General features: G+C 68.4%; 24 protein-coding genes. 18 read left to right on the plus strand and 6 right to left on the minus strand.

What is annotated here, in order from left to right; all coding sequences use genetic code 11:
- Nucleotides 1-71: 71 nt before the first annotated feature.
- A complete protein-coding gene (locus ACILQR_RS00535; protein WP_395649573.1) occupies nt 72-959 on the plus strand; it encodes an isoaspartyl peptidase/L-asparaginase family protein in 888 nt (295 codons plus the stop codon).
- A gap of 187 nt (nt 960-1,146) precedes the next feature.
- Here the strand turns inward: ACILQR_RS00535 and ACILQR_RS00540 are convergent, their stop codons facing one another.
- Nucleotides 1,147-1,947, minus strand: a complete 801-nt coding sequence (locus tag ACILQR_RS00540; protein ID WP_395649623.1) for a serine protease — start codon at nt 1,945-1,947, stop codon at nt 1,147-1,149.
- A gap of 22 nt (nt 1,948-1,969) precedes the next feature.
- Nucleotides 1,970-2,398 (minus strand): DUF350 domain-containing protein, encoded by a 429-nt coding sequence (locus ACILQR_RS00545; protein ID WP_292152363.1) that lies wholly within the window; start codon nt 2,396-2,398, stop codon nt 1,970-1,972.
- A 146-nt stretch (nt 2,399-2,544) separates the two neighbouring features.
- Here ACILQR_RS00545 and ACILQR_RS00550 point away from each other — a divergent pair, with 146 nt between their 5' ends.
- The 4 genes from ACILQR_RS00550 to ACILQR_RS00565 all read left to right on the plus strand — a co-directional run bounded on the left by ACILQR_RS00550 (nt 2,545) and on the right by ACILQR_RS00565 (nt 4,483).
- Nucleotides 2,545-2,955 carry a (deoxy)nucleoside triphosphate pyrophosphohydrolase gene (locus tag ACILQR_RS00550; RefSeq protein ID WP_395649574.1) on the plus strand — a complete coding sequence of 137 codons (411 nt, stop codon included), beginning with the start codon at nt 2,545-2,547 and terminating at the stop codon, nt 2,953-2,955.
- 47 nt (nt 2,956-3,002) lie between these two features.
- Nucleotides 3,003-3,176, plus strand: a complete 174-nt coding sequence (locus ACILQR_RS00555) for a Flp family type IVb pilin (protein ID WP_395649575.1) — start codon at nt 3,003-3,005, stop codon at nt 3,174-3,176.
- 153 nt (nt 3,177-3,329) lie between these two features.
- Nucleotides 3,330-4,025: a DUF433 domain-containing protein gene (locus ACILQR_RS00560; protein WP_395649576.1), complete on the plus strand. Its 696-nt coding sequence runs from the start codon at nt 3,330-3,332 to the stop codon at nt 4,023-4,025.
- Complete coding sequence (locus tag ACILQR_RS00565; RefSeq protein WP_395649577.1) at nt 4,022-4,483, plus strand: hypothetical protein; 462 nt, start codon at nt 4,022-4,024, stop codon at nt 4,481-4,483. Before ACILQR_RS00560 ends, ACILQR_RS00565 begins: the two co-directional genes overlap by 4 nt.
- An 18-nt stretch (nt 4,484-4,501) precedes the next feature.
- Here the strand turns inward: ACILQR_RS00565 and ACILQR_RS00570 are convergent, their stop codons facing one another.
- Nucleotides 4,502-5,374, minus strand: coding sequence for a methyltransferase domain-containing protein (locus ACILQR_RS00570; RefSeq protein ID WP_395649578.1), 873 nt, complete (start codon nt 5,372-5,374; stop codon nt 4,502-4,504).
- On the opposite strand from ACILQR_RS00570, the gene ACILQR_RS00575 reads away from it, so the two are divergent.
- Genes ACILQR_RS00575 through ACILQR_RS00605 form a run of 7 tightly spaced genes read left to right on the plus strand, consistent with a single transcriptional unit; the run spans nt 5,373 to nt 9,624 of the window.
- Nucleotides 5,373-6,191, plus strand: a complete 819-nt coding sequence (locus ACILQR_RS00575; RefSeq protein WP_395649579.1) for a ComF family protein — start codon at nt 5,373-5,375, stop codon at nt 6,189-6,191. The two genes, ACILQR_RS00570 and ACILQR_RS00575, sit on opposite strands and share 2 nt — an antisense overlap.
- 56 nt (nt 6,192-6,247) lie before the next feature.
- Entirely contained in the window at nt 6,248-6,505 is a 258-nt protein-coding gene (gene grxC, locus ACILQR_RS00580) for a glutaredoxin 3 (protein ID WP_395649580.1), read from the plus strand.
- 5 nt (nt 6,506-6,510) lie between these two features.
- Nucleotides 6,511-7,350 (plus strand): carbon-nitrogen hydrolase family protein, encoded by an 840-nt coding sequence (locus tag ACILQR_RS00585; protein ID WP_395649581.1) that lies wholly within the window; start codon nt 6,511-6,513, stop codon nt 7,348-7,350.
- 24 nt (nt 7,351-7,374) lie between these two features.
- On the plus strand, nt 7,375-7,809 hold the full coding sequence (locus tag ACILQR_RS00590) for a DUF1178 family protein (RefSeq protein ID WP_395649582.1): 435 nt from the start codon (nt 7,375-7,377) through the stop codon (nt 7,807-7,809).
- 1 nt (nt 7,810) lies between these two features.
- Nucleotides 7,811-8,635: a DUF6597 domain-containing transcriptional factor gene (locus ACILQR_RS00595; protein ID WP_395649583.1), complete on the plus strand. Its 825-nt coding sequence runs from the start codon at nt 7,811-7,813 to the stop codon at nt 8,633-8,635.
- 27 nt (nt 8,636-8,662) lie between these two features.
- Nucleotides 8,663-9,136, plus strand: coding sequence for a DUF6265 family protein (locus ACILQR_RS00600; RefSeq protein ID WP_395649584.1), 474 nt, complete (start codon nt 8,663-8,665; stop codon nt 9,134-9,136).
- On the plus strand, nt 9,091-9,624 hold the full coding sequence (locus ACILQR_RS00605) for a GNAT family N-acetyltransferase (protein ID WP_395649585.1): 534 nt from the start codon (nt 9,091-9,093) through the stop codon (nt 9,622-9,624). The genes ACILQR_RS00600 and ACILQR_RS00605 overlap by 46 nt, the downstream gene beginning before the upstream one ends.
- A gap of 5 nt (nt 9,625-9,629) precedes the next feature.
- On the opposite strand, the gene ACILQR_RS00610 is transcribed toward ACILQR_RS00605, so the two are convergent.
- Both ACILQR_RS00610 and ubiG read right to left on the minus strand, forming a co-directional pair.
- Entirely contained in the window at nt 9,630-9,854 is a 225-nt protein-coding gene (locus tag ACILQR_RS00610; protein ID WP_395649586.1) for a hypothetical protein, read from the minus strand.
- A 108-nt stretch (nt 9,855-9,962) separates the two neighbouring features.
- A complete protein-coding gene (ubiG, locus tag ACILQR_RS00615; RefSeq protein WP_395649587.1) occupies nt 9,963-10,736 on the minus strand; it encodes a bifunctional 2-polyprenyl-6-hydroxyphenol methylase/3-demethylubiquinol 3-O-methyltransferase UbiG in 774 nt (257 codons plus the stop codon).
- 166 nt (nt 10,737-10,902) lie between these two features.
- Here ubiG and ACILQR_RS00620 point away from each other — a divergent pair, with 166 nt between their 5' ends.
- Entirely contained in the window at nt 10,903-12,177 is a 1,275-nt protein-coding gene (locus ACILQR_RS00620; RefSeq protein WP_395649588.1) for an aspartate kinase, read from the plus strand.
- 31 nt (nt 12,178-12,208) lie between these two features.
- Here ACILQR_RS00620 and ACILQR_RS00625 read toward each other — a convergent pair whose 3' ends face one another.
- A complete protein-coding gene (locus tag ACILQR_RS00625) occupies nt 12,209-13,000 on the minus strand; it encodes a LytTR family DNA-binding domain-containing protein (RefSeq protein ID WP_395649589.1) in 792 nt (263 codons plus the stop codon).
- Nucleotides 13,001-13,096: 96 nt separating this feature from the next.
- Here ACILQR_RS00625 and ACILQR_RS00630 point away from each other — a divergent pair, with 96 nt between their 5' ends.
- The 5 genes from ACILQR_RS00630 to ispG all read left to right on the plus strand — a co-directional run bounded on the left by ACILQR_RS00630 (nt 13,097) and on the right by ispG (nt 21,047).
- On the plus strand, nt 13,097-14,479 hold the full coding sequence (locus tag ACILQR_RS00630) for an alpha/beta hydrolase family protein (protein ID WP_395649590.1): 1,383 nt from the start codon (nt 13,097-13,099) through the stop codon (nt 14,477-14,479).
- A gap of 275 nt (nt 14,480-14,754) precedes the next feature.
- Nucleotides 14,755-15,600, plus strand: coding sequence for a helix-turn-helix domain-containing protein (locus ACILQR_RS00635; protein ID WP_395649591.1), 846 nt, complete (start codon nt 14,755-14,757; stop codon nt 15,598-15,600).
- Nucleotides 15,601-16,198: 598 nt separating this feature from the next.
- Nucleotides 16,199-18,472, plus strand: a complete 2,274-nt coding sequence (gene ptsP, locus ACILQR_RS00640; protein WP_395649592.1) for a phosphoenolpyruvate--protein phosphotransferase — start codon at nt 16,199-16,201, stop codon at nt 18,470-18,472.
- A gap of 303 nt (nt 18,473-18,775) precedes the next feature.
- The gene (locus tag ACILQR_RS00645; RefSeq protein WP_395649593.1) at nt 18,776-19,786 is read left to right on the plus strand and encodes a helix-turn-helix domain-containing protein; all 1,011 of its coding nucleotides are present in this window, start codon (nt 18,776-18,778) and stop codon (nt 19,784-19,786) included.
- Nucleotides 19,787-19,910: 124 nt separating this feature from the next.
- Entirely contained in the window at nt 19,911-21,047 is a 1,137-nt protein-coding gene (gene ispG / locus ACILQR_RS00650; RefSeq protein WP_395649594.1) for a flavodoxin-dependent (E)-4-hydroxy-3-methylbut-2-enyl-diphosphate synthase, read from the plus strand.
- Nucleotides 21,048-21,060 lie beyond the last annotated feature (13 nt).

Below are 21,060 nucleotides of genomic sequence, written 5' to 3' on the forward strand. Positions count from 1 at the left end.
CGGGGACGCTAATCAGCCCCTCTCGATAAGAAAAGGCCCGATCGAACGCGGCCGTACGTTTGGAGCCCCCGATGCCCGCTGGAACCACCCGCCCCGCCCTGATCCTGCACGGTGGTGCCGGGGCCCGGCGTGAGCGCAACTACGACCGCGAGATCGTCCATATGCGCGAAGTGGTCGAGGCCATGAAGGCGCGGCTGGAGGACGGGGCGTCTGCGCTGGACGTGGTGGTGGAGGCGGTCGGCCTGCTGGAGGAATCGGGTCTGTACGTCGCCGGTCGCGGCGCCTCGCCCAATCTGGCCGGGGCCTATGAACTGGACGCCAGTTTGATGGAGGGATCGACCCGCCGGGCCGGGGCCGTGGCGGCCCTGCAAGGCTTCAAGAGCCCGATCGCGGCGGCGCGGGCGGTCATGGAGCGCACCCCCCACGTCATGCTGGCCGGCGAGGGCGCGGCCCTTTTCGCCATGGATCAGGGGCTGGACCCGATCGGTGACGAGGCCGCCTGGTTCACTCATGCCGGCCAAGGCGAGGACAATCATCCGCCGGGCACGCTATCTCACGGGACCGTCGGCTGCTGCGTGCTCGACACCCACGGTGTTCTGGCGGCGGGCACCTCGACGGCCGGGGTCTTCGGCAAGATGCCCGGCCGGGTCGGCGACACCCCCATCTCCGGCGCGGGCAGTTGGGCGGACACGGGCGCGGCCGTGTCCTGCACCGGCCAGGGCGAATATTTCATCCGCGTCGCGGCGGGAGCCCAGGTCGGCTGGCGCGTCGGTTCCGGCCAGTCCCTGACCGAGGCGACCCAGGGCGTTATCGATCAGATCGGGGCTCTCGGTGGCGACGGCGGCATGATCGCGCTCGACTCCGCCGGCAACATCGCCGATCCCTTCAACAGCCAGGGCATGAAGCGCGCCTGGCTGCGCTCCGACGGCGAGATCGGGGTCGAGGTGTTCGGACGTTAGTTCTCCTCCCCGTGCGAAGCATGGGGAGGTGGCAGCGAGCCTCTTGCGAGCTGACGGAGGGGGCGACACGCTATCGACGGCGAAGCCTTGGCCCTCACGTCAGGCACCGTGTCGCCCCCTCCGTCTCGTCGGCCAAGCGGCCTCCGATCCACCTCCCCATTCGCCAAGCGGCGAACGGGGAGGAGAATCAAACCGACAGACACACCACCTGCGCCACCCGCAGCTCGCGGCGCAGGGTATCGGCCACCCGGCCGTAGTTCTCGACCGTGACCGGTTCGTCCAGCGGCCGGGCTCCCGGGGCGGCGACGCCGAGGACGGCGGGGCCGAAGGTCTCGGGCGAGGTGGTGTAGATACGGCCCCGGCGCGGGCTCTCGGCGATGGTGACGCCCAGGACACGGCCCTCGCGGTCCAGGGCCGGGGCCCCTGACAGCCCGGCCAGCGTCCCCGCCAGACCCTCGGTCCGCCCGGTCTCGGCCCAGACCAGCACCGGCTCGTCGCGCTGGCCCCGGCCGCGCACCCTCAGGGTTTCGCGGCCCAGCAGCAGGCTGGACGCCTCTCCGGCGCGGCCTTGCGGGAATCCGGGATGAAAGGCGCGTTCGCCGATCCGCAGGCTCTCCATCAGCACCGGCAGGGCAGGCGGCCCGCCGTCGGTGATCAGGATGGCGATGTCGGCCTGTCGCGCCAGCCGGACCGAGGCCGCCACGGCCCGGTCGCCACCGATCACGATGGCCGGGCGGCGGCACCCCTCGACCACATGCCGCGCGGTCGCCCAGCGGCCGGTCTCGGCGATCGAGAAGGCGGTCCCGGCGGCGGGCTGGAACGGGACGTCGGGGGCGTCGACGGTGACGGCCGGATCGAACGGGGTGACGGGCCCCAGAAGCGCGCCCTCGGCCGCGTCGGGCGGCGGTGGGGCGGGCGGGGCGTCGGCGTTCTCGCGGCCGGTCAGTGAGGCGATCAGTAGCCCCGCGATCACCGCCCCATAAACCATCCAGTCGGGGATTCTCACCCGCTCATCCCGCCAGGGCGGCCGCCAGCACCAGGGCGGTGGCCAGCTTGGCCGAGACCAGCAGCACGGCGGCCGAAATCTCGCCCTCCTGAATCCGCTGCGGCAGGCCGGTCAGGATCAGGTCCACGACCCGGAAGGCGAACAGCTGCAGCACCAGGGTCGCAATCCCCCAGACCCCGATGTCCCTCAGCGACGTCGACACCGACAGCGACACCGCCAGCGGAATGGCCAGGCCGATCAGCACTCCGCCGAAGGCCACCGAGGCCGCCGCATTGCCCTCGCGGATCAGGGCGATCTCCTTCCACGGCGTCAGCCAGGCATAGAGGGTCGCGCCGAGGCCCAGCAGGGCGAAGGTCAGCAGCACATGGCCGATCATCACCGGGAACCCGCTGGCGAAGGCCTGGATTTCGGGGCTGGCGAGGATGTCGGGCAAGGACGACGGTCCGTGAACTCAAGCGGTTAGGCCATGCGGCCGGTCGATCGTCCTTGCCCGAATCCCGCCCCAATCCGCAAGCGCGCCGACGCCACACTCTGTGACGAAAGATTTCCGCACCGCCGCCGGTGCGCTACAGGCGGCCCATGTCCGACACCCTGCCCACCGTCCTCGTCGTCGCCGTCGCCCTGATCGACGTGGACGGCCGGGTGCTGATCGCCAAACGGCCCGAGGGCAAGTCGCTCGCCGGCCTGTGGGAGTTTCCGGGCGGCAAGGTCGAGGCCGGCGAACGGCCCGAGGCCGCCCTGATCCGCGAACTGCGCGAGGAACTGGGCATCGAGGTCACGGAATCCTGCCTGGCCCCCTTCGTTTTTGCCAGCCACGCTTACGAAAGCTTTCACCTTCTGATGCCACTGTATCTGTGCCGACGCTGGTCCGGCGTGGTCGTGGCCCACGAACACGCCGCCCTCGCCTGGGTGAAGCCGAACACGCTTTCGGACTATCCCATGCCGCCGGCCGACGCCCCCCTGGTCGCCTGGCTGCGCGACCTGCTCTAGATCAACGGTTGCGCCAGGACAGCGCACAGACCCGGAAAGGACGACCGATGCGCAACTTGCTCGACCGCTTCCTGACCGACGAGTCCGGGGCCACCGCCATCGAGTACGGCCTGATCATCTCCCTGATCTTCCTGGTCATCGTCTCGGCCGTCACCGCCTTCGGCAACCAGGCCAGCGCCATCTTCAACACCGCCATGTATGCGGTGCGGGACGCGATGTAGGGCTTTACACGGGGCTCGTTACATAGGCCCGGACTCAAGCTGGACACAGGACCGAAATATCGAGGGTCAAGCTGGAGCGGATATGCCGCTAGCGCCTGCCACCGATATTGACGTGTCGGGCCAGCAGACTGTAGCCCTGAAATCGAGGACGCTATGAGCAAACGCACGGTCAGCGAAAAAATCGATCTAAATGGCGGCTTCTATACCGTTTCCGAGGCCGTGCGTCTTATCGGAACAGATGCCCAGCGTGTGGTTCGATGGTTCCAGCCAACTCCGTCGGGAAACGAGCCGATCATCCTTCGTGAATATCAGAAGCTAGGCAGGGAGCATGAGCTTAGCTTCCTCGACCTTCTAGAGGTTCGTTTCGTCGAGCATTTTCGAAAACACGTCAGTCTCCAAGCTCTTCGCGTTGCTGCCAAAAATGCACGCCACGAGTTGGGTGTCTCTCACCCTTTCGCTACGTCAAACGTAAAATTCCAGACCGACAAGAGACAGATATTTTTGGAGAGCGCCAAAGAAACCGGCGACACCTTTTTGTTGAATCTGATGACCAATCAGATCGAGATCTATGAATTTATGGAACAAGCCTTGGCTCGCGACCTAGAATTCGATGTCTCCGGTATGGCCCGCGTTTGGCACCCGACACCCAATACCTCACCAAACGTCCTCGTCAGTCCTGCTTTCGCCTTTGGACAGCCTGTTATTTCGGACCGCCATATCCCTACCGCTACCTTGTTCCGCACTTGGAAGGCCGAGGATGGAGCGACGGAAGCGGTAGCCGAGTGGCACTCGGTCACTACAGAAGACGTACGCCAAGCCGTTCTCTTTGAAATGCGAACCTTGCATTGAGAATTTGCGCAGATGAGAACGTAGCTCCCAAGCTATCGAAGCTCATCCGCGAGATGCTGCTTAGCCGGACGAACACGCTCGATACGGTGGACGACCACCAAGCCAGAGGCGTGGGCGATGACATATGGGTTCGCAAATTTGGCGAGGCTGGCGGCGAGGCTATCATCGGGTCCGACGCTAGGATGTTGACCCGACCCCACGAGTTAATCGCCATTGTCGAAAGTGGGCTTCGATTGATTGTCTTGCCATCGCAATGGGTCAACGCAAAAATCCATCTGCAGATCGCGTTCCTCGCATTCTGGTGGCCGGAAATTGAGGAAGTCCTTAACACATCGAAGCCCGGGCAATGCTTCAAGGTTCCTTGGAGCTGGGGAGAGACCAAGGGCGCTATTAAATTCCTGCCGATCGACGTCCAGGCCGCCTACAAGAAAGTGAAAAAGGCGGATAAAAAGTCCTGAAATCTGACTTTCGGCCGGCTAGTTCCGCCGCTCGCTCACCTTCAACGCATCCGCCAGACGCGTCGTCGCGGACCCCCGCTTCAGCGGCTTCTGCTGGCTTTCGTGCGGGGCCCAGCCGGCCAGATGGACGATCTCGAAGGTGGCCGGGATCTTGCCGTCGGCCTCGCCATGGCGTTCGGCATAGAGGACGGCCGCGCGGCCGATGATCGAACGGGTCAGGGGCCGGATCGTCCCCGCCAGCTGGTTGGTCTCGCCCATGGCCCTCAGGTCGCGGATCAGGGCGAACAGGTCGGGATAGCGTACGGTCACCCGGTCCACGTCCGACACCGGCAGGGCGAACCCGGCCCGCTGCAACAATGCCGCGCCGTCATAGCCGTCGGCGAAGGGCGAGACCCGCGCCTGGGTGCCGCCGCGCTCGGCGAGCTCCGCCTCGGTCAGGACCGCGCGCAGTTCCTTCAACGTCCCGGCCCCCAGCAGTGTGCCCAGAAACAGTCCGTCCGGCCTCAGCGCCCGGCGGATCTGCGTCAGGGCACCGGGCAGGTCGTTGGCCCAGTGCAGGGTCATCAGGGACACGATCAGATCCGTCGAACCGTCAGTGAGCCCCAGATCCTGCGCGCCCGGCACCGCGGCCTGCGCGCCCGTCCAGCGCGGCTCCCCGACCCGCGCAGCGGCGATGCTGTCCCTCAACCGCTCCCGGAACGGCCCGGGATGCGCCGACAGGTCGACCGCGACCGGAAAATCACGCAGGGTGGCTTCCAGGCTGTTCACCGCGTCATCGGCGGCGCGCGCGTGCAGGAAGTCGGCCGATCCGAACCGGGCGGCGGACCGGGCCAGCCGGGCGGCGCGGCGGCGGCTGTCGAAGATGACCGGAGGGCCGGAGGGGGTGCTCATGGAGGTTCAGGATGGGGGTTCGACGCCGCAAAGCCAAGCGGGCCGCGCCGCGTTTCGACTGCCTCGCCTTCCATCACTGACCGAGATGGGGCGTGGCCTGGCCGACCTGATCCTGCCGCCCGTCGCCCATGACAGCCGCGAGGCCACCGCTGCCGCGGGCCTGTCCGCCGACGCCTGGAGCCGGGTCCAGTTTCTGGAGGCCCCCGTCTGCGACGGCTGTGGCGCGGCGTTCGAGTTCGACGGCGGGGCCTTCGCCGCCGACCGCTGCGCCGCCTGTCTGGCCAGCCCCTATGCCTTTCAGCGCGCCCGGGCCGCCTGCGTCTATGATGAGGCCTCGCGCGGCCTGATCCTGAAATACAAGCACGCCGACCAGCAGCAGTTTGCCGGCCTCTTCGCCCGCTGGCTGGGCCGCGCCGCGTCCGACCTGATCGCCGAGGCCGACGCGGTCGTTCCCGTGCCCCTGCACCCGATGAGGCTGCTGTCGCGGCGCTTCAACCAGGCGGCTGAGATCGCCCGTCCCCTGGCCCGCCATGCCGGCCTCGACTATCTGCCCGACGCCTTGACGCGGGAACGGCCCACGACGACGCAAGGCGGCAAGTCGATGCGCGGGCGCCGTCTGAACGTCGCCAAGGCTTTCACGGTAACCGACGCCGGCCGCCGTCGCATCAAGGGCCGCCGAATCCTTTTGATCGATGACGTCCTGACCACCGGGGCGACGGGCGAGGCCTGCGCCCGGGTTCTGATCGACGCCGGAGCCCGCGCCGTGGACCTGGCCGTGATCGCGAGGGTGCGAACCGCGCGGGAACTGCCTATGTAATCGTCAGAAGGCGTCCGACCGGAACGCCACACCCAAACCCTTGTGGAGTCCATGCCTTGGCCGAGATCGTCGTCTACACCAAACCCGGTTGCCCCTACTGCGCCTCGGCCCTGGCCCTGCTGAACAAGAAGGGGGCCGCCTATACCGAGATCGTCGCCTCCAGCGATCCGGAAAAGAAGCAGGAGATGATCCAGAAGTCGGGCGGCCGCGCCACCTTCCCCCAGATCTTCATCGACGGAAAACACATCGGCGGCTGCGACGACATCCAGGCGCTGGAACGGCGCGGCGGCCTCGATCCGCTTCTGGCGGCCTGATCGCCGTGTCTCACGGGCTCGACATCGCCCTGATCCAGACCCGCACCCCGGCGACGGCGGAGGCGGCCCTGGCCCATGTCGAGCCCCTGATCCGTCAGGCGGCGGCCGGGGGGGCCAAATTCATCCTGACGCCCGAGGCCTGCAACCGGCTGGACCAGCGTCCCGAGACTCGCCGTGTCGGCATCGTGGACGAGGATCAGGACGTCGCCGTCATCGGCCTGCGCCATCTGGCGGCCGAGCTTGGCGTCTGGCTGCTGATCGGCTCGGCCATCGTCAACTCGGGCCATGTCGGGGACGCCCGCGCCGCCAACCGGTCGCTGCTGATCGACGCCCACGGCGTCATCGTCGCCCGCTATGACAAGCTGCACGTCTTCGACGTCGATCTTGCCAATGGCGAGCGGTACCGCGAGAGCGCGGGCATCCGCCCCGGAGACGGGGCCTGTGTCGCCGATACCCCCTGGGGCCGCCTGGGGCTCAGCGTCTGCTACGACATGCGCTTCCCCCACCTGTATCGACAGCTGGCCAAGGCCGGGGCCATGATGATAGCGGTCCCGGCCGCCTTCACCGTGCCGACCGGCCGCGCCCACTGGGAGATCCTGTTGCGCGCCCGCGCCATCGAGACCGGTGCCTATGTCCTGGCCCCGGCGCAAGGGGGGGTGCATGAGGACGGCCGCGCCACCTTTGGCCATTCGATCGTCATCGCGCCCTGGGGCGAGATCGTCGCCCACCTTGACCATGACGAACCGGCCGTGCTTCACGCCACGCTGGATTTCGCCAAGGTGGAACAGGCCCGCGCCTCGGTGCCCGCCCTGCGCCACGACCGCGATTTCGCGCCACCTCTTTAACCTTCGCCCGTGTAGACCGGCCCCATGATTCGCTACGCCCTGCACTGCGATCACGACCACCCGTTCGAGGCCTGGTTCGGCTCGTCCTCTGACTATGACGACCAGGCGGCGCGCGGTCTGGTCGAATGCCCGTTTTGCGGCTCGCACGCCGTGTCGAAACAGATCATGGCCCCGGCCGTCGCGGGCACGAAACGGTCCGACGCCTCGCCCGAGATGGCCGCCAGACTCCAGACCATGATGATGGACGCCGCCCGCGAGGTCCGCGCCCACGTCGAGCAGAATTTCGACTACGTCGGCGACACCTTCGCCCGCGAGGCCCGCGCCATCCACGAGGGCGCGTCCGAAAAGCGCGAGATCTATGGCGAGGCCACCCCCGCCGAGGTCAAGGCGCTGAAGGCCGACGGCGTGCCCTGCGCCCCGCTCCCCGCCGCCCCGCCCGATCCGGCCAAGATCAACTGACGTGAGCGCAGGCGAGGATCATTACGCCGAGCACGATCCACCGGCCTCGCTGCGACCCTTCGTGCGCACGATCTGGACCTATGCCTCGCCGAACCCGTCGGGGGCCGTGCAGCGGATCGCGCCGGACGGCTGTCCCGAACTGATCCTCGACATCGGGTCGCCGTACGAGGAGGCGGGTGAGGACGGCGTCTTCCGCCTTCAGCCCCGGGCTCTGTTTGCGGGCCAGATGACCCGGCCCCTCGCCCTGCGGCCGGTCGGACCCGTCGAACTGGTCGCCGTCCGGTTCGAGCCCGACGGTGCCCGCGACTGGCTGGGACATTCGGCGCATCTGGCCGTGGATCGCCGCCTCGACATGACCGGGCGACTGGGGGGCCTCTCGGTGCCGGCCGGTGATCCGTCAGGCCAGGTCGCCGTCATGGTCGCCTTGTTGGAGGATCACCGCCGCACCCAGGGCTGGTCGATCGACCCCCTCGTCCGGGCCGAGGTCGACGGGGCCCAGGCCGAGGCGGCGATCCCGGCCCGCGCTCCCGCCGAACAGCGCGCGCTCCAGCGCCGCTTCCGCGACCGTGTCGGCATCTCGCCCCGCGAGCTGCGGTCGATCCTGCGCTTCCGACGGGTGTTCGACCACACCGCCGATCCGTCATCGGACCCCATGCCCTGGCTGGAGGCGGGTCTGGAGGCCAGCTATTTCGACCAGCCCCAGATGGCGCGCGACTTCCGGCGCTATCTGGGCTGCACCGCCACCGACTGGGCGCGCGATCAGGTCGAGCTGGCCCGCCGCCTGGCGTCGCAATCCTACAAGCCCTCGCCCCACTCTCCGCTCTAGGGTCGGCCTGCACCGTTGGAGATCGCCATGCTGACCGCCCTGCTGACCGCCGCCCTGATCCAGACCGCCACACCGACACCGGTACCGGCACCGGCGCCGGACCTGTCGTGGATGGCGGGCTACTGGCTGGACTGCTCCGGCGGCGGTGAGGTGTCGGAAACCTGGAGCGATCTGCGCGCCGGACTGATGGTCGGCCATGCGGTCACCATCTCGGCCCGCGGACGTCCCTCGTTCGAGGCGTCGCACATCCGCCCGACGCCCGAGGGTCTCGCCTATGTGGCCCAGCCGAACGGCGCGCCGCCGACCCCCTTCGTGCTGATCGACAGCGGCGCGAACCGGGCGGTGTTCGAGAACGCCGCCAACGACTTCCCGACCCGGATCCTCTATGAGCGGTCCGGCGACGTCCTGAACGCCCGGATCGAGGGCACGATCGGCGGCGAGGCGCGGAGCATGGCATGGACCTTCGAGGCGAAACCCCTGAACACCCGCTGCCCACGCTGATCTGGAGGGCCATGGCCGAAGGCGATCTCGACGCGGTCGCGGCCATCGCCCTGATCGGCTTTCCCGACCATTTCGAGGGGCGGGACTGTTTCGAGAACCGTCTGACCCTCTGGCCCGAGGGTTGTTTCGTCCTGGCTGACGCCGGGGACAAGCCGCTCGGCTATCTGGTCGCCTATCCGTGGCGAGAGGACCAGGCCCCGGCGCTGAATACCCTGATCGCCGCCATCCCCGACGATGCGGCGGTGATGTATCTGCACGACCTCTGCCTGCATCCGGACGCGCGGGGGCAGGGCGCGACGGGCGAAATCATCGAGCGACTGGCCGATCAGGCGCGGGCGCAGGGCTGGCCCGCCCTGGCCCTGGTCGCCGTCAATGACGCGACCGGCTTCTGGGCCCGGCACGGCTTTGCGGTGCGCGAGAGTGCGGCGATCACGGACAAGCTGGCCGGATACGGGTCTGACGCCCGCTATATGATCCGGCCGCTGTAGGCGTCCTACGAGCGGGTCCAGCCCTTGGCGGCCATGCAGTCGCGGAAGGCGTCGGACCCCTGGCCCTGATAGCGCGGCGCGGCGCGGCATTCGCTGCGGGCGGCGTCGAAAGGCTGGGCGTTCTCGCCGTGCCAGGCCATGTCATCGTGATCGGCGTCGATCACCGTGATGCAGGCCGAGGTCGCCAAGGCGGCGGCCGCGACGGCGGAAAGGATCAGAAGGCGTTTCATAGCGGTGGTCCGGTCAGGAGAGAGCGATCCCTTCTGTCTCTCACCGCCCGCCGCCACCTGTCCCGTTACAAGACCGCAACCTGGATGAATTCGCCGTAAGCCTGGGCTTCAGGCCGGGGCGTCCCGTGTCGCGATCATCATGTAGTTGATGGCCGCATCGTCGCCTTCGCTCCACCGCCCCGTCAAGGGATCGAGCGACAGGCCGAACGGCCCGGACACCGCCACCGGTTCCTCTGACAGCATTAGCCGGATCTCCTCGGGCTTGAGGAACTGTCGCCAGTCATGCGTCCCCGGCGGCACCCAGCCCAGCACATATTCCGCCGCGATCTTGCCCAGGGCCAGCGACTTCAGCGTCCGGTTCAGGGTCGCCACGATCAGCATCCCGCCGGGTTTCACCAGCCGCGAACAGCACCTCAGAAACGCTTCCGGATCGGCCACATGCTCGACCACCTCCATGGTCAGGACCACGTCGAACGGTCCTGCCGCTTCGGCTTCCATCTGCTCGACGGTCGCGGACCGATAGGCGATGTCCAGCCCCTGCGGCTCCGCATGGGCCCGTGCCGTGCCGATGTTCTCAGGTGAGGCGTCGATGGCGGTGACGGCGAACCCCATCCGCGCCATCGGCTCGGCCAGCAGCCCGCCGCCGCATCCGACATCGATCAGGCTCAGCCCCTCGAACGGCGCCCGGCCCCGCGTATTGCGCCCGAAATGTTCGCCCACCCGGTCGCGCACGAAGGCCAGCCGGGCCGGATTGAACCGGTGCAGCGGCGCGAACGGCCCCCGCTCGTCCCACCATTCGGCCGCCTGCGCCGAGAACCGCGCCACATCGGCCGGATCGATCGAGGGGCCGGCAGCGGCATCGAGGGTCTGTGCTTCGCTCATCTGCGACGCCTCGCGCCGATCCGCGCGCTGGTCAAGCGGCGCGGCGTCGCATCGCCGTCACCCGATCTGATCGGCCCTTCCAGCAAAGCTGCGTTGTGAACCGCACCGCCCGCCGCTAGAAGGCCGCACGCCTTGTCCCCCTGACGCCCGGAGCGGCCGCCTTTCCATGACCACGCCTGCGACCACACGACTGGTGATGAAGTTCGGCGGCACCTCGATGGGCGACCTCGAGCGTATTCGCCGCGCTGCCCGTATCGTCGCGGCCGAGGTCAGGTCGGGCAAACAGGTCGCCGTGGTCGTCTCGGCCATGGCGGGCAAGACCAACGAACTGGTCGCCTGGACCGACGGGGCAGGCCCCGCCGCGCCCGGCCTGCCGCTGTCGGACGACGAATACGACGTGGTCGTCGCCTCGGGCGAACAGGTCACGGCGGGTCTGCTGTCCCTGACCCTGCGCAACATGGGCCTGAACGCACGCAGCTGGATGGGCTGGCAGATCCCGATCATCACCGACGACGCCCACGGCCGCGCCCGCATCGAGGACGTGCCGGGCGAGGTGCTGGGTGCCGCCATGGACGCGGGCCAGATCGCCGTCATCCCGGGCTTCCAGGGCGTGACCCCCGGCGGCCGGATCACCACCCTGGGCCGGGGCGGCTCGGACACATCAGCGGTCGCGGTCGCCGCCGCGCTGGAGTGTCCGTGCGACATCTATACCGATGTGGACGGTGTCTATACGACCGACCCGCGCATCGAGAAGAAGGCCACCAAGCTGAACCGCGTCTCCTACGAAGAGATGCTGGAAATGGCCTCCCTGGGCGCCAAGGTGCTGCAAACCCGGTCGGTCGAACTGGCCATGGCCAAGCGCGTGCCCGTGCGCGTGCTGTCGAGCTTCGTCGAACCCGACGAGGATGGAAACTTGCCGGTCGGCGCCGGTACATTGATCTGTGACGAGGAAGACATCGTGGAAAAGCGCATCGTATCGGGCGTGACCGTCAGCCGCGACGAGGCCCGGATCACCCTGCTGGGCCTGTCGGACCGCACCGACGCCCCGGCCGACGTCTTCACCCGCCTGGCCGAGGCCAACGTCAACGTCGACATGATCGTCCAGTCCCAGGCCCGCACCGAGGGCGCGGTCAACCTGACCTTCACGACGGGCAGGCGTGACGCCGTGCGCGCGTCGGACCTGATGAAGGCGGCCCAGGCCGACATCCAGTTCGAGGAAATCCGCGTCGACGCAGACGTGGCCAAGGTCTCGGTCATCGGCGTGGGCATGCGCAGCCACGCCGGCGTCGCCCAGACCATGTTCAAGGCCCTGGCCGACAAGGGCGTCAAATTCCAGGCCATCTCGACCTCCGAGATCAAGATCAGCGTCCTGATCGAGGACGCCTATGCCGAACTGGCCGTACGCGCGCTGCACGCGGCCTATGGGCTGGACGCGCTCTAGGACGACGTCGAGGGTTCGACATCCGCGACCGCTAGAACCAGCCGGCCTGTTTCAGTACCGCGCTATAGCTTCGACTGACCGGCACCTTCAGTCCCCCGGCGAGATGCGCCTCTCCCGCGCCGCGTCGCCATCGCACGGCTTCCACCGCCTCGGCGGCGACCCACCATGACCGGTGGACCCGCCATCCGTGAGCCTGGGCCAGGTCTTCCAGCGCGTCAGCGAACCGCAGGGTGATCAGCTCCTCGCCGGCGTCGGTATGGACCTTCAGGTAATGGTCGTGAGCCTCGATCGCGATCAGACGGGCGCTGCGCCGTCTGGCGGACAGGCGTCGTCTGAACACCGCCTCGGCCTCGGGCAGGGGCGGGGCGATGATGGTTCGCGTCTCGATCCGCGTCGGCCGCCGCCGCCAGACCAGCGCCCTCACCGCCATGACCGCCAGCACGATCGGCCAAACCTGCCAGAGCAGGTTCAGAAACACCGCCCAGCCGAACGGCTGCCCCATCAGCAGGTTCTGCGTCGCCAGCACCAGCAGGGTGCCGGGCGGCGTGATCAGCAGCGAGACCAGCGCCACCCGCCGCCATGTCACGCTCACGACCCGGCTCAGCAGATCGTCCGCCGCGACCCCGATCAGCCCGCAACCGACCAGGCAGATCGTCCAGTAGACGTAGCGCTGCACGGCGGGCGCACTGTCGCTGTCGAAGGGGCCGAGAAACCCCAGAAGCACCCCCATGGCGAGCAGCATCCCGAGGTCGATAACCCACCGCCGCGCCATCGCAGATCCTGGCTTCTTCGCCTTGCCGTCCATGCCGTCCCGTTCGCGCACCCACGGCGCCGTTCGCGAAGCGAGGCCTAGCGAGCCGCCGTCCGACCGGCAATGGCGATCGGCGAACCTGCCTCACCCTCTTGATCGGAACTGCCCGTGTCGCCCTCCCGTCTCACCAGAACCCTGGCTGCGGCTCTCGCCGCCGCCGTATCCCTCGTCGCCCTTCCCGCGATGGCCCAACTCCCCGGTGCCGATGTCGGAGCACGCCCGGACCCCGCTGCGGTCTGCCACGTCGGCGTCTATCGTCTGGACGACGGCAGCTGGGTGGATCTGGCGCCCAACGTCAATACGGGCCTGCGGTGGCGCAGGCTGGACGGGTCCACCAGCCGGATGATCCGGAACGCCGACGGTTACTGGGTCAGCACCCTGGGCTGGACCAACCGTGTCGAGGGCCCGCAGCCGCAGCTCGGGACCTGTGCCGATGACCGGATCGCGTTCGACGGCCGACCGGGCCACCGCGTGGCACTCGATACGCAGGACACGACCTTCGTCGGCCAGGGAGGGACCCGTCTGAAGGGGCGATTGATCCTGCCGCCCGGCGACGATCCTGTCCCCATCATGGTCGAGGTCCACGGTTCGGAAGGCTCCAATGCGCTGGATTTCAACGCCTTCCAGAGGTTCGCGCCCGCGTCGGGCGTCGGCGTCTTCGTCTATGCCAAACGGGGCTCCGGCGGATCGGAGGGCACCTACACTCAGGACTTCCACGTCCTCGCCGAAGACGCCGCTGCGGCCGTGATCGAGGCCCGCCGGATGGCCGGGGCCCGCGCGGGCCGTGTCGGCCTGCATGGCGGGAGCCAGGGTGGATGGGTCGCGCCGCTCGCCGCCAGCCTGACGCCCGTCGATTTCGTCATCGTCGGCTTCGGCCTGGCCTACGGCGTCCTTTCGGAAGACAGCGACGAGGTGATCCAGACCCTCGAGGCCAAGGGATGGGGCCCCGATGTCCTGGCCAGGGCCCGCGAGATCACCGAGGTCACCGGCGCGTTCGTCGCCTCACGCGGCGCGGTCGGCTTCGACGGTCTGGAGGCGGTACGCGCCCGATACCGTGCCGAGCCCTGGTTCGCCGACATCAAGGGCGAGTTCACCGGCATGCTGCTGAACACCCCCAATGAACAGATCGTCGCCATGGCCCCGCAACTGGATGTCGGGACATCGTGGGACTATGATCCCCTGCCCGTGCTCGGCGGCCTGAACGCCCCGATGCTGTGGATCCAGGCCGAAAAGGACACCGGCGCGCCGCCGGACGCCACGCGCCGCCGACTGATCGCCCTGTCGGCTCAGGGACGCCCGATCACCCTGCTGGAATATCCCGACACCGATCACGGCATCGTCCGGTTCGAGACCGGTCCCGACGGCCGCCGTACGTCGCTCGGCTATGCCCCCGGCTATTTCCAGGCCGTGCTGGACTGGGCGCGGACGGGACGGCTGGAGGGTGACTACGGCGACGGGCAACTTCTTGCCCGGGCGACGACGGATCGATAGCGCGCCCCCTGGGGTCGGCGGTCGCCCCCACCCCACGCCGGACGGTCATCACCGCGCGCCGTGGGGCAGCGCGCGGCGTGTGGGTCTCTCCAGGGCTTCAAGGCGGTCCCCCGACACCCCAAAAGCCCTGTCGGACGCATTCCAGCGCCGCGTGAGAGACGATCCACGAAACCGTCCGGCCGGGCGCCAGGGAGCGCCCTGTCGTCGGCGATAGAACAAAGATTTTCGGCCCGCCACTGGACACATTTGGGACGGTTGTCGATGAGGGGCGGCACATGAGCGCGGCGACCGAGACAGCGATGACACCCCCGACGGCACCGGTTCATCTGAGGCCCGGTTTCGACGCCGCCGTGCGTCACTCGACCCATGCGCCCCTGGCCCTGCTGGATCGCGATCCGGGCTTCTATCGCTGCATCGGCGACATCCCGACCTATGCCCTGGGGGTGCTGGCCCTGTATCTGCATTCGACCGACCGGCTGTATCACCGGGGTCTGCAGGAGGCGGCGCGCGATCTGTTCAGCGCCGGCCGGGCCAGCGCCATCCTGGCCCGGATGCAGAGGGCGGGGCTGATCGTGCCCGCCGACCCGTTTCAGCGCGGGCGACAGAGGCGGTATGTCCCCGCCCCCGCCATGGTTCAGGCGTTCCGCGCCTGTTACCGGATCGAGCTGGAAAGCCTGGCCCTGATCGACCCGCGCGTCGCACCGATGGTCGAGGGCTTTGACCGTTCCGACGTGTTCGACCGCATCGTCGCCTTCCTCGCCAGCCGCCATCTGGCCGCGCCCGCCCTGGATCAGGAGTTGATCGATCCCCTGGGCGGGGTCGGGCGGCGATCCATGGGGCTGATGTGCGCCTATGCCCTGGCCGAGACGGCGTTCAGGGACGGGCGAACGTCGCCTGAGGGCGTGGTGGCGATCAACACCTCGGCCCTCGCCCGGCGGCTGGGCGTGTCGCGTACCCATGTGCGGCGCGTGCTGGCGACGCTGCGGGACGCGGGTCTGATCGCCGAAGGACCGCGATCCGAACAGCTGATCCTGACCCCCGCCTTCGCGGAAGGCTACCAGATCTATTTCTACGGCATGTTCAGCGTCCTGCTCGCCGCCGTCGGCTGTCTCGACGGCTGAGGGTCGGTACGGCGGCTGTGCCGCTGACCGGAACGGTTTCATCACAACGGGCACAACGAAAGGCACAAAGGGCACAACGGGACCGCGTGTGGGGATCAAACAGCGATCCGGATGCGCGAAGGACTGCGGCTTTGCCGCCATCCCTTGATCAGACATCACCCTCACCGATGGGTCGCGATGCTCGACACAGCGTCGCTTCCGTCGTATTCGTCGTGCCCTTTCGTTGTGAACGTTGTGAGGAACCTCTCCGATCCCGGTCAGAACGCCGAAAGGGGTTTTCCGGCCCTCCACCTATCCAACTTCGCACGCCCAATCCCTTGCAGAACAAGGGATCGCAACGATCTTCGACCTTTCGCCCTGGTGCCCGTCCGGCGCGTGGTAGACTGCGATTTCCTGCCCGGTCTTTGACATCACGGTCTCCTCGCCGGCTCCCCGCCTCGAGGATTTCAGACCATTCGGACCTTTCGGACCCTGTTTTTGTCCCGGCTTCGACCGTCAGCCCGCCCGTAACCGCCCTTCATTCGGTCCCGGGGCCCGGATCGGCTATAGCGAGCGTCACACCTGCGGCCTATCTTGGTCGCTCACCACGGGAGGCGGGATGCCGGTAGGCGGCGGATTGACGACGAGGGGGCCGCGCAACCTCCTGCGCCAGATCCGCGAGGCCATGGCCGGGGCGGCTCCGGCCCAGGAACGGCTGGACCGCGTCGTGCGCACCATCGCCCAGTCGATGGTGGCCGAGGTCTGTTCGATCTATCTGCGGCGCGGCTCGGGCGAGCTTGAGCTGTTCGCCACCCACGGCCTGAAGGCCGAGGCCGTCCACGAGACCCGGATGCGGCCGGGCGAGGGCCTGGTCGGCGAGGTGGCCCGAACGGCCGAGCCGATCAGTCTGTCCGACGCGCCGTCCCATCCCTCGTTCTCGTATCGGCCGGAGACGGGCGAAGACCCGTATCATGCCTTCCTCGGCGCGCCCCTGCTGCGCGGCGGGCGGGCGATCGGGGTGCTGGTCGTCCAGAACCGGGCCGAGCGGCGTTACGACCCCGACGAGGTCGAGGACATCCAGACCATCGCCATGGTCCTGGCCGAGACGGTGGCCAGTGGCGAGCTGATGGCCCAGGAGGAGCTGCGCGACGTCGAGGTCGCGCCGCACCGCCCCGAACGGCTCAAGGGCCAGAAGTTCGCCGACGGCCTGGCCTTCGGCCACGTCATCCTGCACGAGGCCCCGCTCGCGCCCGAAAAGCTTCTCTCCGCCGACCCCGTGCTGGAGGAGATGAAGCTGAACCTGGGTCTGGCCGACCTCAAGGCGGGCATCGACGCCCTGCTGGAGGGCGGCCAGGGCAAGCTGGCGGGCCAGTCGTTCGAGGTGCTGGAAACCTACCGGATGTTCGCCGACGACCGGGGCTGGAACCGGTCGTTGCTTGAGGCGGTGCGATCGGGCCTGACGGCCGAGGCCGCCGTGGACCGGGTCAGGAACGAACACCGCGCCCGCTTCGCCAAGGCCCGCGACCCCTATATCAAGGAGCGGCTGCACGACTTCGAGGACCTGGCCAACCGGCTGCTGCGGGTTCTGGCGGGCGACAGTCCGGGCGGTCGCATCCTGCCCGACGACGCCATCCTGGTGGCCAGGAACCTCGGCCCCGCCGACCTGCTGGAATACCCGCGCGAGACCCTGAAGGGCCTGCTGATCGAGGAGGGGTCGGCCGCCAGCCACGCCGCCATCGTGGCCCGGGCCCTGGGCATCCCCTGTGTCGGGCGCCTGCCGGGCCTGCGCGACCGACTGAGCGAGGGCGACCTCGTCATCGTGGATGGCGAAACGGGTGAGGCCCACCTGCGGCCCCGCCCGGATATGCTGGAATCGGTCCAGTCGCGCATGGCCGTGCGCAGCGAGCGCCAGGCCGAGTTCGCCAAGCTGAAGGACGTCCCCGCCGTCACCGTCGACGGACAGCGGATCACCCTGCTGACCAATGCCGGTCTGGCCGTGGACCTCGACAACCTCGACCTCGTCGGTGCCGAGGGCATCGGCCTGTTCCGCACCGAGTTCCAGTTCATGGTGTCCGAGGAGCTGCCCCGGCTCGACACCCAGACGGCGCTGTACAAGCTGGTGCTCGACGCAGCGGGGGACCGGCCTGTCACCTTCCGCACCCTCGACATCGGGGGGGACAAGGTCCTGCCCTATATGGAGACCACCGAGCGGGAGGAGAACCCGGCCCTGGGCCGCCGCGCCATCCGCCTGGGCCTCGACCGTCCCGCCCTGCTGCGGCTCCAGTTGCGCGCCCTTCTGGCCGCCGGGGCCGGGCGCGAGCTGCGCGTCATGTTCCCCATGATCGCCACGGTCGAGGAGTTCCGCGCGGCGCGGGAGCTGATGGACATCGAATGCCAGTGGGCCCGGCGTCGCGGCCGCCCCCTGCCGGCGCTGTTGCGGGTCGGGGCCATGATCGAATGCCCGAGCCTGCTGTGGCACCTCGACGCCCTGTTGCCCCTGACCGACTTCGTCTCGGTCGGGACCAACGACCTGTTCCAGTACATGTACGCCGCCGACCGGACCAACCCTCTGGTCTCCGACCGCTACGACCCCCTGTCGCCCCCGGCCCTGCGCGCCCTTCAGTCGATCCAGAAGGCCTGCGCCGAGACCGGCACGCCGGTGTCCGTCTGTGGCGAGCTGGCGGGTCGGCCGCTGGAGGCCTTTGCCCTGATCACCCTGGGCTTCACCCGTCTGTCGGCGCCGGCCGGCGGGGTGGGGCCGGTCAAGCGGATGATCCTGTCGGCCGACGTCGGCGCCGCCCGGCGCGGCATGACCAGTCTGCTGGGCTCATCGGCGGGTTCGATCCGCAACGAGATCGAAAGCCTGGCGCGGAAATTGAACGTCGCGATCTGAACCGTCCCGACTTGACACACGCGTCAGGGGAAAAGCGGACATGGCTAACAGATCGTTGATACGTCGATGCAAATGGGTTATCCACAAGACGGACGCGACGGATTGGCGGGGGCTGATCCGGATGTCACACCGGACATGGTATCGACGGATGTGACGGCGACGAATGTGATTTCGTTTGCGTCCTGGTCGAGTACGGCGTCTCCGAACCCAACGGAATCGTCGGCAGTGGGGTCGGGCTTAATGGCGCTGGATACGGGAAACGTTCCCGACGAGTTTCGTGCTCATCCGGACTGGAAGGATCCCATGCCCTCCATCGCTGACGCCGCGACTCTGGGTGCCGGCTTGCGCGCGACGCGCGAGGCCTCGGGCCGGTCGCTGGCCGAATACTCCGTCATCACCCGTGTCCATACCCGCTTCCTCAAGGCGCTTGAGGAGGGCGACTTCTCCTCCCTGCCGTCGCGGGTCTTCTCCATCGGCTATGTGCGCGCCTATGCCGCTGCGCTCGGCCTGGACGAACAGCTGGCCGTCGAACGGTTCAAGCGCGAGAGCCCGGACGCCTCGGTCCCGCTCCAGGCGCCGGTCGGCGTGGCCTTCGAGGACGTGCGCCGCTATTCGCCCCGGCTGATCGGGGCCGTGCTGGTCGTGGGTCTCGCCGTCGTCGGCTGGAACGTGTTCCAGCGCGTCAATCTGATGCATGCCCCGGCCCCGTCCGACATCGCCGAGATCCCCGAGAGCTGGTCTCTGGGTCAGGTGCCCGGCCAGTCGGTGGTCGCCGTCGGTGCGCCGCGCCCGGCCCCGGCCGACCAGACCACCCCGACCCTGTATGTCACCCCCGGCCTCGAGGCCCAGCTGACCGGCGTCGATCCGACCGACCCGGCCGCCGTCGCGGCCGCCGCCGCAGCCCAGGCCGGACCGGTGCAGAAGGCCTTCAATCCCCGCGGTGCCATCTACGGTGCCGCCGCCACGGCCTCCCAGGTCGTGCTCCAGGCCAAGAAGGCGGGCCTGCTGGTCGTCTCGACCGCCAACGGTCAGGTCCTGTTCGCCCGCCAGATGGTCGCCGGCGAGGCCTGGCGCGCGCCGATCGACCTGGCTGCGACGGTGGACGTCTCCGACCCGGCCGCCTTCGACGTCTATCTGAACGGCGAGCACGGCGGCGCGCTTCCCGCCACCGTCAGCCCCCTGAGCCAGCTCAACGCCCGCGCCGCCGCCCTCGCCCGCCAGACCGCCGCCCAGGTCGAAGCCGCCCAGATCGCCGCCGCCCGTGCAGCGGTGCAGACGCGCGCGTCGATCAATACGGCGGTTCAGGCGCAGTAGAGGTGGTTCGTGATGGGTCGGGTGGGTTGCAGGCACCGGACGCCAACCACTAACCACTAACCACTAATCACCCTGCATCGGTGTCATGGCCCCGCCACGATAAAGCGCCTATCTTGATCCCGTCATGAGCGCAGACCACTCCCATATCCGACCCTGGCGTCATATCGAGCGCCGCAAGAGCCGCCAGATCATGGTGGGCAATGTGCCGGTCGGCGGCGACGCGCCGATCAGCGTCCAGTCGATGACCAACACCCTGACGTCCGACGCCAACGCCACGATCGGCCAGATCCGCGAGCTCGAAGAAGCCGGGGCCGACATCGTCCGCGTCTCCTGCCCCGACGAGGACTCGACCGCGGCCTTCCGCACCATCGCCCGTGCCGCCAAGGTGCCGCTCGTCGCCGACATCCACTTCCACTACAAGCGCGGCATCGAGGCTGCCGAGGCCGGTGCCGCCTGTCTGCGCATCAATCCGGGCAATATCGGCAATGCGTCGCGCGTCCGCGACGTGATCCAGGCGGCCAAGGACCACGGCTGCTCCATGCGGATCGGCGTCAACGCCGGCTCTCTGGAAAAGGAATTGCTGGAGAAATATGGCGAGCCCTGCCCCGACGCCATGGTCGAGAGCGCCCTCAACCACGCCCGTATCCTTCAGGACCACGACTTCCACGAGTTCAAAATCTCGGTGAAGGCGTCCGACCCCTTCCTGACCGTCGCCGCCTATCAGCAGCTGGCCGAGGTCATCGACTGCCCGCTGCATCTCGGCGTCACCGAGGCTGGTCCGCTTCGCACCGGCACGATCAAGTCCGCGATCGGCATGGGAAACATGCTTTGGGCCGGGATCGGCGACACCATCCGGGTCTCGCTCGCCGCCGATCCGGTCGAGGAGATCAAGGTCGGCTTCGACATCCTGAAGTCGCTGGGCCTGCGTCACCGGGGCATCAACATCATCGCCTGTCCGTCGTGTGCCCGTCAGGGCTTCAACGTCATCGAGACGGTCGGCATCCTGGAAGAAAAGCTGGCCCACATCGCCACGCCGATGTCGCTGTCGATCATCGGCTGCGTCGTCAACGGCCCCGGCGAGGCCCTCTATACCGACGTCGGCTTCACCGGCGGCGGAGCGGGATCGGGCATGGTCTATCTGAACGGCAAGATCGCCCACAAACTGGCCAACGGCGAGATGGTCGATCACATCGTCAGCCTGGTCGAGGCCAAGGCCGCCGAACTGGACGCCGCCAAGCTGGCCCTCGAAGCCGCCGAATAGGGCGCCCCGACCC

The organism is Brevundimonas sp., from assembly GCF_044239655.1.
GTDB lineage: Bacteria > Pseudomonadota > Alphaproteobacteria > Caulobacterales > Caulobacteraceae > Brevundimonas.

Coding starts and splice junctions, on each gene's coding strand:
- ACILQR_RS00575 (WP_395649579.1), top strand. CDS start 5,373: ATGGAGGTTCAGGATGGGGGTTCGACGCCGCAAAGCCAAGCGGGCCGC.
- ubiG (WP_395649587.1), bottom strand. CDS start 10,736: ATGAGCGAAGCACAGACCCTCGATGCCGCTGCCGGCCCCTCGATCGAT.
- ACILQR_RS00590 (WP_395649582.1), top strand. CDS start 7,375: ATGATTCGCTACGCCCTGCACTGCGATCACGACCACCCGTTCGAGGCC.
- ACILQR_RS00555 (WP_395649575.1), top strand. CDS start 3,003: ATGCGCAACTTGCTCGACCGCTTCCTGACCGACGAGTCCGGGGCCACC.
- ACILQR_RS00600 (WP_395649584.1), top strand. CDS start 8,663: ATGCTGACCGCCCTGCTGACCGCCGCCCTGATCCAGACCGCCACACCG.
- ACILQR_RS00605 (WP_395649585.1), top strand. CDS start 9,091: ATGGACCTTCGAGGCGAAACCCCTGAACACCCGCTGCCCACGCTGATC.
- ptsP (WP_395649592.1), top strand. CDS start 16,199: ATGCCGGTAGGCGGCGGATTGACGACGAGGGGGCCGCGCAACCTCCTG.
- ACILQR_RS00550 (WP_395649574.1), top strand. CDS start 2,545: ATGTCCGACACCCTGCCCACCGTCCTCGTCGTCGCCGTCGCCCTGATC.
- ACILQR_RS00570 (WP_395649578.1), bottom strand. CDS start 5,374: ATGAGCACCCCCTCCGGCCCTCCGGTCATCTTCGACAGCCGCCGCCGC.
- ACILQR_RS00560 (WP_395649576.1), top strand. CDS start 3,330: ATGAGCAAACGCACGGTCAGCGAAAAAATCGATCTAAATGGCGGCTTC.
- ACILQR_RS00635 (WP_395649591.1), top strand. CDS start 14,755: ATGAGCGCGGCGACCGAGACAGCGATGACACCCCCGACGGCACCGGTT.
- ACILQR_RS00535 (WP_395649573.1), top strand. CDS start 72: ATGCCCGCTGGAACCACCCGCCCCGCCCTGATCCTGCACGGTGGTGCC.
- ACILQR_RS00645 (WP_395649593.1), top strand. CDS start 18,776: ATGCCCTCCATCGCTGACGCCGCGACTCTGGGTGCCGGCTTGCGCGCG.
- ACILQR_RS00620 (WP_395649588.1), top strand. CDS start 10,903: ATGACCACGCCTGCGACCACACGACTGGTGATGAAGTTCGGCGGCACC.
- ACILQR_RS00540 (WP_395649623.1), bottom strand. CDS start 1,947: ATGGTTTATGGGGCGGTGATCGCGGGGCTACTGATCGCCTCACTGACC.
- ACILQR_RS00610 (WP_395649586.1), bottom strand. CDS start 9,854: ATGAAACGCCTTCTGATCCTTTCCGCCGTCGCGGCCGCCGCCTTGGCG.
- ispG (WP_395649594.1), top strand. CDS start 19,911: ATGAGCGCAGACCACTCCCATATCCGACCCTGGCGTCATATCGAGCGC.